This window comes from Phycisphaeraceae bacterium (genome assembly GCA_015709595.1).
Taxonomy (GTDB): domain Bacteria; phylum Planctomycetota; class Phycisphaerae; order Phycisphaerales; family SM1A02; genus CAADGA01.
The window spans coordinates 2,486,136-2,502,813 of record CP054178.1 but is presented as its reverse complement, the minus strand read 5'-3'; the positions used below and the strand labels follow the sequence as shown (position 1 = coordinate 2,502,813).

The 16,678-nt window shown below is 67.5% G+C and carries 15 protein-coding genes; 8 read left to right on the top strand and 7 right to left on the bottom strand.

The window, feature by feature from the left end:
• Window positions 1–63 precede the first annotated feature (63 nt).
• Window positions 64–1,407 carry a dicarboxylate/amino acid:cation symporter gene (locus HRU76_10590; protein QOJ18006.1) on the bottom strand — a complete coding sequence of 448 codons (1,344 nt, stop codon included), beginning with the start codon at window positions 1,405–1,407 and terminating at the stop codon, window positions 64–66.
• Window positions 1,408–1,603: 196 nt separating this feature from the next.
• On the opposite strand from HRU76_10590, the gene HRU76_10585 reads away from it, so the two are divergent.
• Window positions 1,604–2,671, top strand: a complete 1,068-nt coding sequence (locus tag HRU76_10585) for an ABC transporter ATP-binding protein (protein QOJ19168.1) — start codon at window positions 1,604–1,606, stop codon at window positions 2,669–2,671.
• A 146-nt stretch (window positions 2,672–2,817) separates the two neighbouring features.
• Here HRU76_10585 and HRU76_10580 read toward each other — a convergent pair whose 3' ends face one another.
• A complete protein-coding gene (locus HRU76_10580) occupies window positions 2,818–3,252 on the bottom strand; it encodes a hypothetical protein (protein ID QOJ18005.1) in 435 nt (144 codons plus the stop codon).
• A gap of 199 nt (window positions 3,253–3,451) precedes the next feature.
• On the opposite strand from HRU76_10580, the gene HRU76_10575 reads away from it, so the two are divergent.
• The 3 genes from HRU76_10575 (at window position 3,452) to HRU76_10565 (ending at window position 6,474) form a co-directional block, all read left to right on the top strand.
• Window positions 3,452–4,831 carry a trypsin-like peptidase domain-containing protein gene (locus HRU76_10575; protein QOJ18004.1) on the top strand — a complete coding sequence of 460 codons (1,380 nt, stop codon included), beginning with the start codon at window positions 3,452–3,454 and terminating at the stop codon, window positions 4,829–4,831.
• A gap of 144 nt (window positions 4,832–4,975) precedes the next feature.
• Complete coding sequence (locus HRU76_10570) at window positions 4,976–5,848, top strand: ABC transporter substrate-binding protein (protein QOJ18003.1); 873 nt, start codon at window positions 4,976–4,978, stop codon at window positions 5,846–5,848.
• Between the two features lie 131 nt (window positions 5,849–5,979).
• Window positions 5,980–6,474 carry an acetolactate synthase gene (locus HRU76_10565; protein ID QOJ18002.1) on the top strand — a complete coding sequence of 165 codons (495 nt, stop codon included), beginning with the start codon at window positions 5,980–5,982 and terminating at the stop codon, window positions 6,472–6,474.
• A gap of 7 nt (window positions 6,475–6,481) precedes the next feature.
• On the opposite strand, the gene asnB is transcribed toward HRU76_10565, so the two are convergent.
• Complete coding sequence (asnB, locus tag HRU76_10560; protein QOJ18001.1) at window positions 6,482–8,542, bottom strand: asparagine synthase (glutamine-hydrolyzing); 2,061 nt, start codon at window positions 8,540–8,542, stop codon at window positions 6,482–6,484.
• 114 nt (window positions 8,543–8,656) lie between these two features.
• Window positions 8,657–9,310 (bottom strand): superoxide dismutase, encoded by a 654-nt coding sequence (locus tag HRU76_10555; protein QOJ18000.1) that lies wholly within the window; start codon window positions 9,308–9,310, stop codon window positions 8,657–8,659.
• 174 nt (window positions 9,311–9,484) lie between these two features.
• On the opposite strand from HRU76_10555, the gene HRU76_10550 reads away from it, so the two are divergent.
• Window positions 9,485–10,804, top strand: coding sequence for a tyrosine--tRNA ligase (locus tag HRU76_10550; GenBank protein QOJ17999.1), 1,320 nt, complete (start codon window positions 9,485–9,487; stop codon window positions 10,802–10,804).
• A gap of 22 nt (window positions 10,805–10,826) precedes the next feature.
• On the opposite strand, the gene HRU76_10545 is transcribed toward HRU76_10550, so the two are convergent.
• Both HRU76_10545 and HRU76_10540 read right to left on the bottom strand, forming a co-directional pair.
• The gene (locus HRU76_10545) at window positions 10,827–11,876 is read right to left on the bottom strand and encodes a hypothetical protein (protein ID QOJ17998.1); all 1,050 of its coding nucleotides are present in this window, start codon (window positions 11,874–11,876) and stop codon (window positions 10,827–10,829) included.
• Window position 11,877: 1 nt separating this feature from the next.
• Window positions 11,878–12,783 (bottom strand): diadenylate cyclase, encoded by a 906-nt coding sequence (locus HRU76_10540; GenBank protein ID QOJ17997.1) that lies wholly within the window; start codon window positions 12,781–12,783, stop codon window positions 11,878–11,880.
• 205 nt (window positions 12,784–12,988) lie between these two features.
• On the opposite strand from HRU76_10540, the gene HRU76_10535 reads away from it, so the two are divergent.
• The 3 genes from HRU76_10535 (at window position 12,989) to HRU76_10525 (ending at window position 15,657) form a co-directional block, all read left to right on the top strand.
• Entirely contained in the window at window positions 12,989–13,471 is a 483-nt protein-coding gene (locus tag HRU76_10535; GenBank protein QOJ17996.1) for a hypothetical protein, read from the top strand.
• A 225-nt stretch (window positions 13,472–13,696) separates the two neighbouring features.
• Window positions 13,697–14,917: an FAD-dependent oxidoreductase gene (locus HRU76_10530; GenBank protein ID QOJ17995.1), complete on the top strand. Its 1,221-nt coding sequence runs from the start codon at window positions 13,697–13,699 to the stop codon at window positions 14,915–14,917.
• Window positions 14,884–15,657 carry an aldo/keto reductase gene (locus tag HRU76_10525; protein QOJ17994.1) on the top strand — a complete coding sequence of 258 codons (774 nt, stop codon included), beginning with the start codon at window positions 14,884–14,886 and terminating at the stop codon, window positions 15,655–15,657. The genes HRU76_10530 and HRU76_10525 overlap by 34 nt, the downstream gene beginning before the upstream one ends.
• A 34-nt stretch (window positions 15,658–15,691) precedes the next feature.
• Here the strand turns inward: HRU76_10525 and HRU76_10520 are convergent, their stop codons facing one another.
• Window positions 15,692–16,645: a LysM peptidoglycan-binding domain-containing protein gene (locus HRU76_10520; GenBank protein QOJ17993.1), complete on the bottom strand. Its 954-nt coding sequence runs from the start codon at window positions 16,643–16,645 to the stop codon at window positions 15,692–15,694.
• Window positions 16,646–16,678: the final 33 nt, after the last annotated feature.

The window sequence follows — 16,678 nt, the reverse complement described above, 5'->3', positions numbered from 1 at the left end:
GCCCGATTTCCCGCCGAAAAAACGGCGTGATGGTGGGGCGTGGTCCTCAGCCCGGCTGGCGCATTACGAGAGCGCCTTCTCGCGCTCTTCCACGTCGTCCGGCGCCAGTCGCGTCATGATCTTGGCGCCCACCATGTCGCCCCACACGTTGAGCGTGGTGCGGCACATGTCGAGAATCCGATCCACGCCGATGATGACGCCGATGGCCGACTCCGGCAGCGTGGGCTGACCCCGCGCCACCAGCGCCTTGTTGACCGCACCGATGACGATGACCATCGTCACCAGCCCGGCGGCGGGGATGCCCGCCGCCCCGATCGCCGCCAGCGCGGCGGTCATCACCACGATCAGCACTTCCCCGAACGTCAGGTCGATGCCGTACAGTTGACAGAGAAAGATGACCGCCACGGCCTCGAAGAGCGCGGTGCCGTTCATGTTGACGGTCGCCCCCAGCGGCACCACGAAGTTGGTGGCGCGCCTGGAGCAGCCGCCCTCCGTGACGCAGTTCTCCATGGTGATGGGCATGGTGGCCGAGCTGGACGCGGTGCCGAACGCCGTGAGCAGCGCGCCCCGCATCTGCCACGCGAAGCGGCCGGGGTTGGTGCGTCCGAAGATCAGCAGCACCGCGGGCAGCACCACCACGCCGAACGTCGCCACCCCGCCGATGACGATGAGCATGAACCACATGAGGGGTCCGGAGAGCGCCCCCAGGCCGACGCGACCGACGGACGCCGCCACCAGCAGGAACACACCGACGGGCGCCGCCCACATGACCCACGAGATCATGCGCAGAATGGCGTTGAAGGCCGCCTCCAGCACCGCCACCGCGGGTCGGCACGGCTCGCCTCCCACCGCCAGCGCCAGCCCGAAGAGAATCGCGAAGGCGATGACGCCGAGCGTGCGCCCCTCGGCCATGTCCTTGACCACGTTGGTGGGGATCAACTGCTGGAACAGGTTCATCCACGCGCCGCCCATGCTGGTCTTGGATTCCTTCCTGGCCTGCTCCACGTTGGCCACCACGTCGCTGGCGGTATAGTCCGCCTCGGCGCGGGCGGTCATGGCGGCCCGCGTCTCCGGGGGCAGATCGCCCGGGCGGAACGTGGTGACGATGATCGCACCCAGCGTGGCGGCGCAGACCATCGTGACGATGTAGAACAGCAGAGTCGAGCCGCCCAGCAGGCCGAGCTTGGCCGGGTCGCCGATGGTGGTCATGGCCAGCGTGACGCTCACGAAGACCAGTGGGACGATGAGCATCATCAGCGGTCGGATCAGGATGAGCGTACCGACTTCCTTCGTCCAGTGGTTCGTCGGGATCAGGTCATCCGGGTTGAAAAGCACGTACTGGCCGAAGAGCGCGCCCAGGACCAGGCCGCTGATCATCAGGAAGGTGATGAGGCCGGAGTGTTTCATGACGTGCAGGGTACCTGCCCGGCGGGTGAAGGGGCAAGAGGCGGGGACGACGGATGACGCCAAACGGGCCGTTGACACCGATCGGCCGCCGGCACCGGCGACCGAAGGCCGGTACTCACGCCTCATCACTCAAAACCACTGTTTCCCATCTCCCCGGCCTTCACCTCCCGCGCTACCGTCCTGCGCCATGTCGCTGATGCCCGATGCCCCTGAACCATTGCTGGAAGTCGAAGACCTGGCGGTGACTTTCGAGGGAGTTGCGGCGGTCGATGGGGCGTCGCTCTCGGTCTACGCCGGACAGACCCTGGCGATCGTGGGCGAATCCGGTTGCGGCAAGAGCATGACCGCCTTGAGCGTGCTGGGGCTGATCCCGCCGCCCGGTCACATGGAGCGAGGCCGGATCATCTTCGACGGACGGGATCTGTCGCGGCTGCCGCCCGCCGACCTGCGCCGCGTCCGCGGGCGCGAAATCGCCATGATCTTTCAGGAGCCGATGACCTCGCTCAACCCGGTCATGACGATCGGCGAGCAGATCATCGAAGCGGCGCGGCTTCATCGCACGCGACGGCTCGCCGAGGCACGGGCGATCGCCGTGGAAGCGCTGCGCGAAGTTGGCATCCCCGACCCGGTCTCGCGCCTGATCGCCTATCCGCATGAGTTCTCCGGCGGCATGCGCCAGCGGGTGATGATCGCCATGGCCCTCGCCTGCAGACCCAGGTTGCTGCTGGCGGACGAGCCCACCACCGCGTTGGATGTGACCATCCAGCAGCAGGTGCTCGACCTGCTGGAGTCGCTGCAGCGATCGCGCAGCATGGGATTGATTCTCATCACGCACGACCTGGGCGTAGTCGCTCAGCACGCCGATGTGGTATGCGTCATGTACGCCGGTCGCGTGGTGGAGTATGCCCGCACCGCCGTGATCTTCGATCGTCCGCTGCATCCCTACACACGGGGGCTGCTTCAGTCGATTCCGGTGGTGGGTCGCCGCCGGAACCGACTGACGACGGTGGACGAAATCACCTCGCGTCCCGAGGAGTTCCACGACGTCGGGGTGCGCGACGTGCGCGGCGTGCCGTGGTGGCCGGCGACGGCGCGGAACGCGGTCGGCGACAGCCCGGCCCGGAACGCTTCTGGCGGCGTGCTGCTGGAGGTGGAGCCGGAGCATTGGGTGGGCTGCCGCGCTGATCGTGAGGCCCTGGCGACGCCGACGCGGCCGCCGCGCATTCCGGTCCGCGCCCGTTCCGCACTGATCGAGAGTCGATAGCCGGCGGTCCGCGGAATAAAAATGCACCCGCCGGCCGAAGCCGACGGGTGCGATCGAGGGTGCTCGACCTTGGGAGGTCGAGCGAGAGGGGGCAAGGCCATCACCTCACGCCGACCCTTGTTCACCCAAGGATTGGTTTCGTTACCTCACTTGCCGGAAGAGCAGCAGGAACCCCCCACCGCGCCGGGCGAGGCCTGGCTTTTGCTCTCGCCGCTGCACGAGCCCGCCGACTCGCTGCACGAGCCGCCGGAGCAGCCCGACTTGGAGGAGGCGCCGCCCACCGCGCCCATGTTCGCCTTGGACAGAGACTTGGAGACGAAGGCGTCCTTCTGCTCCGTGGTCATCTTGTTCCAGCCGTTCAGGCAGCCGGAGCAGCAGAAGCCGATCTTGTGACCCTTGTACTCCGCCGGCGTCACGGCCGTGTCCACCTCGTGCTCGGCCATCATGGGGCAGTGCGAGTTGATCACACCCATGCTGGCGGTCTCGTTGGTGGCTTTGTCGCCGGAGGAGCAGGCGGAAAGCCCGAGGGCGCAGGCCGCGAGACAGGCGAAAAGTCCGGAGCGAAGGAGAGAGCGTGTCATGGTGTTGGTCCTTTCGGGGGAAAGTGCTGGTTCAGAAGCCGTCAAGAGCATAACGGTAGGCGAGGCGGCGTTATTCGACACCCTGCGCGACGCCGGAAGAATCCATCCTCGCCAGGCGTCTCATTCTGTGACGGCGTGCCCTCCGTGGGGCGTCTTCAGCGGGGGGTTGGAAGCATGGATTGTGAAGGTGCCTAAACCCATGTCAAGGAAACTGTTGCGTTCGTTTGCTCCCGCCGTGTGCCTGGCTGTCGTGGCGGCCATCCCCTGTCTGGCCCAGCCGGTCGCCGATGAGGCCCGGCGCGAGGCCCGGCGCACCCCGGTGGTGGATGTCTTCGAGCAGTGCCGGGACGCGGTGGTGAACATCGCCGCGACGCAGTTCGTCGAGCGGCGTGGTCTGGGAGACTTCGACCGGCTCTTCGATGATTTCTTCGAACTGCCCATCGGTCCGCGCCGAACGGTTCGCCAGACCAGCATGGGCAGCGGGTTCGTGCTCCATCCCTCGGGCTACATCGTCACCAACGCCCACGTGGTGGCTCGCACGGCGGAGCGCAAGGTGGTGTTCGGCGACGGCGAGGAGCATGAGGCCGAAGTGGTCGCGCTCGATACCGAGCACGATCTGGCGATTCTCAAGATCGCCGCGACCAGCCCGCTCAAGACGCTGCCGCTCGGTCGCAGCGACGACCTGATGGTCGGCGAAACCGTCATCGCCATCGGCAACCCGCTGGGATACCAGCACACGGTCACGGCCGGCGTGGTCAGCGCGCTGGACCGCACCATCGAAATCAACGATCGCCTGCGGTTCGCCGGGCTTATTCAGACCGACGCCAGCATCAACCCCGGGAACTCGGGCGGTCCGCTGCTCAACGTTCTGGGAGAACTGATCGGCGTCAACACGGCGATCCGAGGCGACGCCCAGAACATCGGGTTCGCCATTCCCGTTGATCAACTCAAGAAGCGCCTGCCTGAGATGCTCTCGATCGAACGCCGCTACCGCGTCGAGACGGGGCTGTCGCTGCGCGAAGGGGTCGGCGAAGTCGGAGGAGGCGTGGTCGTCGAGCGCGTCGCCCCCGGTTCACCCGCCGCCGACGCGGGAGTTCGGCCGGGCGACGTGATCGCGCGGGTTGAGGACACTCCAGCCAGGGGACTCGTGGATTATCACATCGCGCTCCTCGGTCACAGGCCGGGCGACAAGGTGGAAATGCGACTCCATCGCGACGGGCGAACGCTGATGACGACCCTCGAACTGCGCGAACGACCCCTGCCTGACGGATTGGCCCTGGCGCGGGCCCGGCTGGGCGTGCGGCTGGAGGAACTGACGGCGGAGCAGCTCGCCGCGGCGGGACTGCGCGGAGCCCGCGCTCTGCGCGTGCGCGAGGTCGAGCCGGGGAGCCCGGCGGCAACCATTGACATGGCGACGGGAGACTTCCTGGTGGCGGTCAATGGCCAGTTCCCCGCCAGCGCAGGTGAGCTGGGGGAGTTGCTTGAGGGCGTCAGACCCGGTGACGCGGTGAGCATCAGTTTCGTGCGTCTCTCCAATCGCGGCCGCACGCAATGGACGACCGCTGTTCGCGCACGATGAGGGTCTGACCTGTGAACCCATGCAGGCCAGACGCCTGCGTCACTGACCGCGCCACGACCTGCGCCGCTGTACGATGGACGGCCGCACCGCCGACCCGCGCGATGCGGAACGCCGTGCCGCGTCAGGCGGCTCCTACCATCGCGCATGACCGCCTCGACTGATGGGCTTCACGCGCTCCGACTCGGCTACAGCCCCGATCCCGATGACGCCTTCATGTGGTGGGCCATCGCCTCGCCAGGGGAATCGGCTCGACTGCCGACGCCCCCCTACCGCTTCCAACCGGTCGTCGCCGACGTGCAGACCCTCAATGATCGCGCCGAGCGAGTCGGCGACCTGGAGATCACCGGCATCAGTGCGGGGGCGTACCCTTCCGTGGCCGGGCGATACCGCGTCACCTGCTGCGGCGCATCATTCGGCATCGGCTACGGTCCGCGACTGGTCGCCCGGCGACCCATCGGCGCCGAGGCGCTGGCCAGGTCGGGCGTGCGCATCGCCTCGCCCGGTTCGCGCACCACCGCCGCCCTCGTCACCATGCTGGCGCTTGACGTCGGCCCCGAGCGGCTCACGCCCGTTCCGTTTGAGCAGACGATCGACCGCACGCTTGCCGGCGAGTTCGACGCGGCCATCGTGATTCACGAAGGCCAGTTGACCTTTGAACGCGCCGGTCTGCACCTGGTGCTCGACCTCGGCGCGTGGTGGGAGGGCGAGACGGGACTGCCCCTGCCGCTCGGCCTGAACGTCATCCGTCGTGACCTGGATGACCAATGGGGACCGGGGACGATCGACGCCATTGAAAGACACCTGTCCGCATCCATCGAGTACGGACTGTCGCACCGGACTGCCGCGTTGAAACACGCGTCGCGGTTCGGGAGGGGCATCTCTGACGCCGACAACGACGCCTTTGTGCGGATGTACGTGAACGAGATGACCCGTGACATGGGTGACCGTGGTCGGCAGGCGATCGACGCCCTCATCGCCCACGGGGCGGCTCGCGGGCTGTGCCCCGCTGTGTCCTGATAACCTGCGTCGCCGTCAAACTGGGCGGTTTCCTCTTGCGGCCTGAGGCATCTGACGGATACCATGAGAGCGGGGTGCAAGGTCGCGGATGCCGCCGCGGGCGCCCCCTTGTGGGCCGATTGGGCCGATCCATGAGCCAGGCAGTACCCGGACACACGATGCAGGGGTATGACGCCCCCAGCGTCAGGCAGTTCAGCGTCTTCCTCGAGAACAAACCGGGGCGGCTGCTGGACGTTGTTCAGTTGTTCGATGAAGCGCCGGATGTGCAGTTGTGCGGGTTCAGCGTGGTGGAGGCCTCCGACCACGCCGTGGTGCGGATGATCCCCAACAACGCCGAGGCCGCCCGTCGCCTGCTCCGCGCCCACCGGCTGGCGTTTTCTGAGGTCGATCTGCTGGTTCTCGAGCTTTCAGAGGGCCACACGCTCACGTCGCTGTGCCTGTACCTGCTGGGAGCCGAGCTGAACATTCGTTTCGTCTACCCGCTCATGCTGCGCCCAAACGGACGACCGACCATCGCCATCGCGGTGGATGACCACGTGCTGGCGGGGCAGATTCTCCGGCGCAAGAACTTCCGGTTGCTGGGCGAGGGCGACCTGCCGTGCCCGAGCGATTCGGCGGGGAACTGAGCAGCCCTCAGCCGCGCGTCGCAGCGCGGCCCACCCCCCGCGCCCAGATCGACAACGTGAGAAGCGTGAACAAGCGGTGCGAGTGGTCACGCCCCCGGAATCCACCCGTCATGTGCTCGTCGATGAGTCGCCGCACGGCTCTGGGGTTGAGTTGAATTGGGCCGAAGGGCTCCGTCGAGTTGAGGTGGTCGAGCAGCAGCGTCTTCATCCCCGCGCCGCGGTGGGGCAGGTCGTCATCGCGGAACCACTCGCCGATGGGGATGGCGAATCCCATCTTGGGCCGGTCCACCACCTCGCGCGGCAGGTGTTTGCGGGCGATCTGCTTGAGCAGCCCCTTGCGCTCGCCGCCGGGGATGAGCTGCTGGATGGGCATGGCCAGCACCGCGCGGGCCAGGTCGCGGTCGAGGAAAGGGCAGCGGACTTCGAGGGCGACCGCCATGGAGGCGGTGTCGGTCTTGCGGAGCAGGTCGCCGGGCAGGTAGTGGTTGAGGTCGAAATGGCGAAGTGCTTCGATGGCTGAAAGTGAGCCGCGACCCGCTGGAAGTGAGCCGCGACCATCAGGGAGCGGTTGGTGCGGAACGGACCAGTCTCTTTCGGAAACGACCTCACCCCCGGCCCCTCTCCCGGAGGGAGAGGGGAGGTCGATCAGCTCGCGCAACTGCCGCTGCGTGAAGATGGATTCCATCGCCGTCAGGCCAATGCTCGGGTAGTCGCGGGCCATGTCCGCCAGCCGCGCCAGTTTGTTCCAGCGCGACTTCGGATGGGCGCCGTGCAGGAAACCAACCGGCAGCAGCCGCAGCCACCGCCAGTGCCTCGCGAGGAACGGCGCGGCCATGTATCGCTCGTAGCCAAGGAACAGTTCATCGCCCCCGTCGCCGGAGAGGGCGACCTTCACGTGCTGCCGCGCGGCCTTGCTCACCCAGTACGCGGGCAGAATGGAGGAGTCGCCGAAGGGCTGGCCGAGGAGGTCGATGAGGTGGACGAGATCTTCCGCGGGCTTCATCGCCACATCCAGCGTGCGGTGATTCGTCCCGAGATGCCGGGCGACCGCTTCCGCGTGCGCCGACTCGTCATACCGCGGGTCGGGCATGCGCACGGTGAACGTCATCAGGTCCGGCTTGTGCTTCTTGGCGAAGTGCGCGATGAGCGATGAATCGACGCCGCCTGAAAGGAAGCAGCCGAGGGGGACATCGGCTTCGAGGCGGCGGGCGACGGCGCGTTCGAGAAGGGATTCAAGACTCCCCTCTCCCTCTGGGAGAGGGTTTGGGGGTGCGGGGTCTGGATTCGAGAGCGAGTCACGCGCGATTCGATGGAACGTCTTCGCTCCATCGCTCTTGATTGCTTGGCCGGGATCAATCTCCCAGATGGTTCCATCACCCTCGTACGGTTGCGACATCCGACCCGAATATCCGAATGCGGCATATCGAACAGCCCAATGCACAAGCGTGGCTGAATCGGGCGTTTCCTCTGTGAATGGAATGGCGATCAAGGCCCAGCAATCGCTGGAAAACGCCATCCCGCGCGGCGGGCTTTGCGGCAGATGCGGTTCCTCCAACCACGCACGGTAGAAAAGCGGCTTCTCGCCTAATTGATCGCGAGCAAGAAACAGTTGCGCGGAAGTCCGATCCCACACCGCATACGCGTACATCCCTTCGAGATGATCGGGCAGTGCTTCACCCCACTCCCGCCACCCATGAATCAGCACCTCCGTGTCCGAGTGATCGGTGACGAAGCGGCGGCCCCTCGCCTCCAGTTCCCGCCGCAGTTCGCGATGGTTGTAGATGCAGCCATTGAAGACCACGGCCACCAGCCCTTCGGCCTCGGTGCGGCCGCGCTCGCTGACCATCGGCTGCCCCCCGGAAGTGTGGTCGATGATCGACAGCCGCCGGTGGATCAGGGCGACCTCGATGACCCGCTTCTCGCCCTTCTCATCGGTGAACTCGACGCGGTCGCGGAAACGGCCCGCCCCGTCCGGCCCGCGGTAGGCGATGCGCGCATCGATCGCGTCCAGCCATTCCTCGGGAATGGGCTGACCATCGGTGCGCACGATACCGCCGATGCCGCACATGGGCGAAGGGTAGGGGGAAGAGCCGTCGGCTGTCAGCCGTCAGCATCGACCAATCGCCATGACAGCCGGTCGCCACCGTCACCCGGCGACAAGCAGTCACCCAGCCCTCAGCGATCACACGCCCACGGGCTGACGTCGCGCGGCCTCGTACCGCTTGGCCACCGCGGACCAGTTCACCACGTTCCACCACGCGGCGATGTAGTCCGGGCGGCGGTTCTGGTAGTTGAGGTAGTAGGCGTGCTCCCACACGTCCAGACCCAGGATCGGCGTGCAGAGGCAGTCCACCACGCCCTTCATCAGCGGGTTGTCCTGGTTGGCCGTGGAGCACACGCACAGCGAGCCGTCGGTCTTGACGCCCAGCCATGCCCAGCCGGAGCCGAATCGCGTCGTCGCCGCCTTGGCGAACTGCTCCTTGAAGGCGTCGAACGAGCCGAAGTGCTTGTCGATGGCGTGCGCCAGATCGCCCGAGGGCTTGCCGCCTCCGCCTGACGCGGGACTGCTCATGATGGTCCAGAACAGCGAGTGGTTGTAGTGCCCCCCGCCGTTGTTGCGCACCGCGGCGCGAATGGACTCCGGCACGGCGTTCAGGTCGGCGCAGAGCTGCTCAATGGTTTTCGACTCCAGCGCGGCCTGACCCGCGATGGCGTTGTTCAGATTCGTCACGTACGCGTTGTGGTGCTTGCCGTGATGGATCTCCATCGTGCGGGCGTCGATGTGCGGCTCGAGGGCGTTGGAGGGGTACGGCAGGGCGGGAAGCGTGAAGGCCATGAGTCACCTCTCGATGCGGACAGGAATGATGCGGGAAGTCGTGTCTGAAAGACGATAGGGGCGATGCGCCGCGCAGTCCGCGCGGCGGTCGACCCGGACCGAGGCCACCCTACCCTTGGGGTCGATCGCCAGGCGACGGCGGGACCGTCACCCCGGCGGACACGGGAGCGCCACATGACTTCGTTTCTCGAGGAACTGCGCTGGCGGGGCCAGCTTCATCAGACAGCAGGCGAGGGGCTGGAGGAGCATCTGCGATCGCCCTCGCAGGGCGGGGTGATGCGCGTCGCCTACGCCGGGTTCGACCCCACCTCCGACTCCCTCACCATCGGCAACTTCATCCCCGCCAAGGCCCTGATGCACTGGCAGCAGTGCGGACACAAGCCCATCGTGCTGATGGGCGGCGGCACGGGGCTGATCGGCGACCCGTCCGGACGCGAAAGCGAGCGCACGCTCATGTCGCGCGAGCAGGTGGAGGCGAACGTCGCCTCGCAGCGGCGCATCCTGGAGAAGTTCCTCGACTTCGACCGCAAGCGCCCCAACGGGGCCATCATCGTCAACAACGCCGACTGGCTGACAACCCTCGGCTTTCTTGACGTGCTGCGCGACGTGGGCAAGCACTTCTCGGTCAACGAGATGATTCAGCGCGACAGCGTCAGGAAGCGGCTGGAGCAGCGCGATCACGGCATCTCCTACACCGAGTTCTCCTACATGCTGCTGCAGGCGTACGACTTCCTGCATCTCTTCCGCACCCTGGGCTGCACCGTGCAGGTGGGCGGCGCAGACCAGTACGGCAACATCGTCTCGGGCATGGATCTGATCCGCCGCGAGCACGCCGGGGCCCCGGACAAGGGGCGCGCCTTCGGCGTCACCGTGCCGCTCGTCACGCGCTCGGACGGGAAGAAGATGAGCAAGTCCGAGGGGACGGCGATCTTCATGTCGGATGGCACGCGCGACCGAACCACCCCGTACGCCTTCTACCAGTTCTGGATCAACCTGCCCGACGCCGACGCGGTCCAGTGGATCATGTGGTACACGCTGATGCCCCGCGACGAGGTCGAATCGCTGGCGGCGCAGCAGCAGCAGAACCCGCAGGATCGCCCGGCTCAGCGCGCCCTGGCGCGGCACATGACCACGCTGGTGCATGGGACGGCGGAGACGGCGCGCATCGAAGCCGCCAGCCGGGCGCTCTTCTCCGGCGAGGTGCGCGAACTGGACGCGGCGTCGCTGCGCATGATCTGCCAGGAGATCCCACACGTCGCCATGCCGCGCGATCAGGTGATCGGCGCGCCGGTCGTGGATCTGCTGGTGGCGTCGGGCGCGGCGGCGTCCAAGCGCGAAGCCCGAGAGTTCATCCAGAAGGCCGCCGTCACCGTCAGCGGGCGACCCGTGTCCGACCCGGCTTCGACCCTGCTGCCGGACCACGTCCTGCCTGGCGGCGTGGCGCTCTTCCGACGCGGCAAGAAGACCTGGGCGGCCGTCATGATCCGGGACTGACCTGCACGGCCTCCCGTCGCCGTCACGGTTGCTCCGGTCCGCGCGGGGAGATCTGCAGCGACACGACCGGCGCCGCCTCGTCGGCCATTCGCGCGGTCAGCCCCGGCGGCAGCCACCACTCGATGCGCTTGGACGTGATGCCCCGCTCCAGGTCTTCACTGGTGAGGTTGATGACCGCGAACACGGCGATCTCGCGATTCTCCAACTGGCGGATGCGCGTGTCATCGCCGGTGATCAGCACATTCTGCAGCAGGTCACCGGCGTCCAGGTCGAGCACCGTGACGTTGTATCGCCCGATGTCTCGGATGGGCAGGTTCAGCTTGATCGGCACCGGGAAGGCCCGCTCCACCTGACGCCGGGCGATGCGCAGCTCCGCGGTGACGCGAGGCAGATCCACGTTCAGCGAGCCGCGCCGCACCAGCCGATCATCCATCCGCAGCGGAATGTCGCGCAGCGTGACCATCTCGCCCGGCGCCAGGTCGCGCAGACGCGAGGGCGGAAGATCGAGCATGATGAACTGGTCCCCCACGTCGCGCAGGAGCCAGTCCCACTCGTCCTGCGGCAGGGCGATGTCCAGTCGATCGGGCGTCACCTGAATCTGGTCGAACTCGACGCCCGGCACGCTGGTCCCGATCCGCACCGTGCGGCGGATGATCTCGTCGATCTCCACCGCGACCTCCAGCGGATCCACCGAGGCCACGGTGACGCCAAACTCCCGAAGGGTGGGCAGCTCCTCGATGGCCCGGTCCAGCCGGATGACGCGCTGGCGATTGCCGCCCGGATCCTCCACCGGCACGCGCAGCGTGGTGCCCGCGACGCGGCTGATGACGCGCGACAGCCCCAGGTTGGGGCCTTCCAGCTCCAGGCGCACGCTGATCGAGTGGACCAGCACGCCGCCGTCCAAGGGCGAGACGGCCCGCACCAGGAAACGATCACGCCCCGAGGGCACGACGAACTCCACGTCCACCACCATCGGCTGCTTGGCGCGATTCTCGCCCTCGGCCCAGAGCCACACCAACGACCCCAGCAACAGGGCGAGAATCAGCGTCCAGACATGTTCACGTGCGTCCATGTCAGGCGGCCTCCGAGCGCCGGGTGACCGCATCGCCTCGCGCCGAGTCGGGGGTGTCGGCGGCGTCCACGAGGCCGTCCTCCGGTGCATGCCCGCTGGCCGCGGGCGCCGTTACGCCGGCATGCAGCCGCCGCAGCAGTACGTCCTTCAGCCCATCGCGGGGGATGTCGCGCTCCAGACGACCTCCCTCGGCGATGCTGATGCGGCCCGTCTCCTCGCTCACGATGACCACGAGACAATCGGTTTCGGCCGACAGACCCAGACCCGCCCGGTGTCGCGAGCCGAGGTCCGGAGGGACCGCGCCCTCCTCGATCAGGGGAAACTGCACCCCCGCCGCGAGCACGCGCCCCCCCTGGATCACCACTCCCAGATCGTGCAGCGGATTGTTAGGCCAGAAGATTGACTGAAGCAGCTGGCTGCTCACGTTGGCGTTGAGCGCCACCCCGGTCGCCGCGTACGGCTCAAGCGTGCCCTGGCGCGCGATGGCGATCAGCGCGCCGAACTGGCTCTTGCTCAGAAACGCCGCCGCCTCCGCCACCGCCTCGACCACCGGCTGCACCGCGCGGTGCGAGCGACGCAGCAGCGGCGCCTCGCCCAGCCGCACCAGGGCGCGGCGCAGCTCCGGTTGGAAGACCACGATCAGCATGATCGCCACCAGGCCCATGAACTTGCCGTACAGGAAGTTCAGCCGTGTGAAGGCGTCCGTCACCCCGCCCAGCACGCGGATGCCCAGCGTGAGGATGATCAGAATGAAGGCCACGCCTTTCACCACCCCCGCCCCGCGCGTACCGCGAAGGAAACGCAGCGCCAGATACATGCACGCGGCGATCAGCACGATCTCCACCAACACCTCGTACCACGGGTACGAACTGAATCGGCGCAGGATCTGATCGATGTTGCGGAACATGGTGTGATGGGCCGGTGGCCAGAGTATACCGTGCTGACTGTCGGCTGACGGCTGCGCGGCCGTGACGCCTTCACATCGTCTCCAGCGAACCGACCCGTCTGGCCGACCGTAGGAGTGAGCCGCACGACGCGGAGCGTCACACCACGCCCCGACACCATCCCGCCACTCCGCGTCCTCCCCCGCGCCGTTCCGCCGAACCACCTGCATGGCCGACCCCGTCCAGTCGAACCCGCCGCCGGCGCTCACTCGAGCCCAGACGCTGCTGCTCGACTTCCTGAGCGACCACGACGCATGCTGTCCCTCGTGCGGCTACAACGTGCGGGCCCTGACGCGACCTGTCTGCCCGGAGTGCCGGCAGCAACTCACCCTCACCGTGGGCGTGGTGAACCTGCGGCTGGGCTGGCTGCTCGTCGCCCTGGCCCCTGGGTTCTTCTCCGGCATCGCGGCGTGCTTTGTGCTCATCCCCCTGGGCGGGCAGCTGCTCTTCAACAACTATGTCGATCCGCTCCTCGCCGGGCTGGACCTGTTCGGCTGGTCCAGCGGGCTCTTCGCCATCGCGCTGGCGTGGAAACGTCACCGCTTCCTGGCGCTCTCCCGCGGCCGACAGGTCTGCCTGGCCGCGGCGATCTGGTTCGTTCACGTTGCGGCGTTCGTGATCTTCCTGACGCTGGCGATCAGGGGGTGGTGAGAGAGAGGAATCGTGGCTGAGGACAAGCCCTCGATGTCCCGCATGATCCCGTCCTCGCTCCGGCCCGGCCAGCGTCGATCCCGAACCCTATCCTTGATCTCCGACACTCACAGCGCCTGGCGCGAAAAGCGGGGGCCGGTCAATGGCACACACGCATTCCACATTGTTCAACCCAACGACCCGCGACGCGGCGACTCGACACGTTCGACCGAGGCGGCCTGTGACGTGCTGACGCATGGGACGATTCAACTCGATGCCGTCATCCTCGGCGGAGGGGTCGCCGGGCTGTGGACGCTGGATGAGCTGACCCGCCGGGGCTATGCGGCGCTGCTCATCGAGCGCGAAGCCCTCGGCGCCGGGCAGACCGTGGCCTCGCAGGGCATCATCCACGGCGGGCTGAAGTACTCGCTGGCGGGCCTGTTCAGCGAGTCGGCGCGGGCTATCCGCGACATGCCGCTCATCTGGCGCGAATGCCTGGCGGGTCAGCGCGAGCCGCGATTGACGGGCACCACCGTCCGCAGCCAGTTCTGCCACTTGTGGAACACCGAATCGGTTTCATCGCGGCTGGGCATGATCGGGGCGAAGGTGGGGCTGCGCATCAGGCCGGTCGAAGTCGCACCGCAGGAGCGTCCACCCGTTCTGCGCGACGTGCCCGGCACGGTGGCGCGGCTGGATGAGCAGGTGATCGACCCGGTGTCGCTGATGGGCGACCTGCTGGCGCGGAATCACGCGCGGGTCATCGGTCCCGTCCCCGACGGTGGGATCGGCATTGTTCCGAAGTTCTACGGCGTCGACGTTCTTGTGCAAGACGGTTCACGTTCGGCCTCGATCCATGCCCCCGCCTGCATCTTCGCCGCCGGGGCTGGCAACGCCGATCTGCGCCGTCTGGTCGATCTTCCGGTGCAAATGATGCAGCGCCGCCCGCTGCACATGGTGATGGCGCGAGGCGAACGGCTCCCCATCCTCAACGGCCACTGCGTGGATGGTCGGCGCACGCGCGTGACGATCACGAGCGCGTCCGACTCCGTCGGGCGCGTCATCTGGCAGGTGGGCGGCCAGATCGCGGAGGACGGCGTCACGATGGACGAGGCAACCCTCATCGCGCACGCCTGCCGGGAGAGCCACGAGGCGCTCGGCGGATTCGATCCCGGTCCGGATGTCGAGTGGGCGACCTACCGTGTGGACCGGGCCGAGGCCGCCACGGGGTCGGGCGTGCGGCCGGATGACGTGTTCGTGCGACGTGAAGGCCCGTTCATCACTGCGTGGCCCACGAAACTGGCATTGGCTCCGCGCGTGGCGGAGCGAATCGCCGAGGCGCTCGATCGACCGCGCGGCGAGGCCGCCCCCTCGCCCGAGATGATCGACTGGCCCCGCCCCCCCGTCGCCCCGCCCCCTTGGGAGACTGCTCCACGATGGATCGCCGCCACCTCGGCAACTCGGGTCTGAGCGTTTCCCCCATCGGGTTCGGCGCGTTCAAGATCGGCCGCAACGTCGGGACGAAATACGCCGCGTCCTACGACCTGCCCGATGACGCCGCCGCGGAGCGCCTGCTGCACGGCGTGCTCGACCTGGGCGTCAACCTGATCGACACCGCCCCCGCCTACGGGCTGAGCGAGGAGCGCATCGGCCGGTTCCTGTCGAGGCGGCGTGACGAGTTCGTCCTGTCCACCAAGGCAGGCGAGGAGTTCTCGCCCGAAACCGGCTCGCGCTACGACTTCTCCCGCGGCGCCATCGAGGCAAGTGTTGAGCGCAGCCGCTTCCGACTCCGCGCGGACGTGCTCGACCTGGTGTTCATCCACTCCGACGGACGCGACCGGGAGATCATTGAGCACTCCGGCGCGGTGGACGCTCTGCGCGCGCTCAAGGATCGCGGCGTGATCCGGGCCATCGGCTTCTCCGGAAAGACCGTTGACGGCGCCCGGCTGGCGATCGCCTGGGCGGACGCCATCATGGTCACGTATCACGTCAACGATCGCTCGCACGAGTCGGTCATCGCCGAGGCGGCTTCGCGCGGCGTGGGCGTTGTGGTCAAGAAAGGGCTGGCGTCGGGCATGCTGACGCCCGACCGGGCGATTCCCTTCGTGCTCGGAAATCCCGCCGTCCACTCGATGGTGGTGGGCGGGCTCAATCTCAATCATCTGCGCGACAACTGCCGCGCGGCGACTGCGGCGCTTCATGCGCCGTGATGACGATATCGGGTCAACCGGACGCGAGGCACGGTCACCGCGGGATGGTCAGCACCATGCCGACCTTGAGGTTGTCGGGGTTCGCACCGATCACGCGATGATTGGCGTCGTAAAGCTGCTTCCACTTCGACTCGTCCTTCAGCAGCCGCCGCGCAATGGAGACCAGCGTGTCGCCCGGCTGAACCGTGTACGTTCCCGGCTGGGCGGGGGGCGGAGTGGTCGGAGTCGGGGGCTGCGGCGCTGCCGCGGCGTCCTTGGGCGGCAGTTTCAGCGTCTGTCCGATGCGCAGCTTGGATGAATCAACGCCGGGGTTGGCGGCGGCGATCAGGTGATGCCGGGAGCCGTCGCCGAACCACATCTCCGCGATCGACCAGAAGTTGTCCCCCGCCTGAACCACGTAGTCCGTCGGCGTCCGCGCCGGCGGTGCGACGGGCGTCGGATCGTTCCGGGGCGGCGACGCTGGCTCGGTGGAATCAGCCGGCGGTGAGTCATGGCTCTCATCTTCCGCCGGTGGCGGCGTCCACCCGTCCTTGCCGCCGTCGGCGTGACGCGGCGGAAGTTCGTCATCGGGTGGAATGGGCGGCAGGTCGGTGCCGATCAATGTGCCAGGCGCGCCGCCTCCCGCTCCCCCTCTTGATGGCGGCTCAACCGGCAGCACGTCCTCGCCGGATGAAGCGCCGGCCAGACGATTGATGATGACGAATGGCGGCTTCTGATCTGTCGCATTCAAGCGGTCACGAACTGACTCGGTGAGCGGACCGCCGCCATCACCAGCCGGGGGCGAATCGGGCCTGCGCACCAATGGGTCAACCGGGCGCATCGGTTCGCCGCGCGGCGCCTCGAGCGAGAGCGGATCGCTCTCCGAGTGCGAGGCATTGGCCTGAAGCGGGGGTGAACCATCCGACCCTGGGCCGAAGGCGAAGTACGCCCCGACCACACCGACGATCACCAGAGCCAGCAAGAGACCGATCTTGGCGCCACTCGACATGTTCGGACCTCCATCCGTAGGGTCCATCTGCCC

Coding starts and splice junctions, on each gene's coding strand:
- HRU76_10590 (QOJ18006.1), bottom strand. CDS start 1,407: ATGAAACACTCCGGCCTCATCACCTTCCTGATGATCAGCGGCCTGGTC.
- HRU76_10585 (QOJ19168.1), top strand. CDS start 1,604: ATGCCCGATGCCCCTGAACCATTGCTGGAAGTCGAAGACCTGGCGGTG.
- HRU76_10580 (QOJ18005.1), bottom strand. CDS start 3,252: ATGACACGCTCTCTCCTTCGCTCCGGACTTTTCGCCTGTCTCGCGGCC.
- HRU76_10575 (QOJ18004.1), top strand. CDS start 3,452: ATGTCAAGGAAACTGTTGCGTTCGTTTGCTCCCGCCGTGTGCCTGGCT.
- HRU76_10570 (QOJ18003.1), top strand. CDS start 4,976: ATGACCGCCTCGACTGATGGGCTTCACGCGCTCCGACTCGGCTACAGC.
- HRU76_10565 (QOJ18002.1), top strand. CDS start 5,980: ATGAGCCAGGCAGTACCCGGACACACGATGCAGGGGTATGACGCCCCC.
- asnB (QOJ18001.1), bottom strand. CDS start 8,542: ATGTGCGGCATCGGCGGTATCGTGCGCACCGATGGTCAGCCCATTCCC.
- HRU76_10555 (QOJ18000.1), bottom strand. CDS start 9,310: ATGGCCTTCACGCTTCCCGCCCTGCCGTACCCCTCCAACGCCCTCGAG.
- HRU76_10550 (QOJ17999.1), top strand. CDS start 9,485: ATGACTTCGTTTCTCGAGGAACTGCGCTGGCGGGGCCAGCTTCATCAG.
- HRU76_10545 (QOJ17998.1), bottom strand. CDS start 11,876: ATGGACGCACGTGAACATGTCTGGACGCTGATTCTCGCCCTGTTGCTG.
- HRU76_10540 (QOJ17997.1), bottom strand. CDS start 12,783: ATGTTCCGCAACATCGATCAGATCCTGCGCCGATTCAGTTCGTACCCG.
- HRU76_10535 (QOJ17996.1), top strand. CDS start 12,989: ATGGCCGACCCCGTCCAGTCGAACCCGCCGCCGGCGCTCACTCGAGCC.
- HRU76_10525 (QOJ17994.1), top strand. CDS start 14,884: ATGGATCGCCGCCACCTCGGCAACTCGGGTCTGAGCGTTTCCCCCATC.
- HRU76_10520 (QOJ17993.1), bottom strand. CDS start 16,645: ATGTCGAGTGGCGCCAAGATCGGTCTCTTGCTGGCTCTGGTGATCGTC.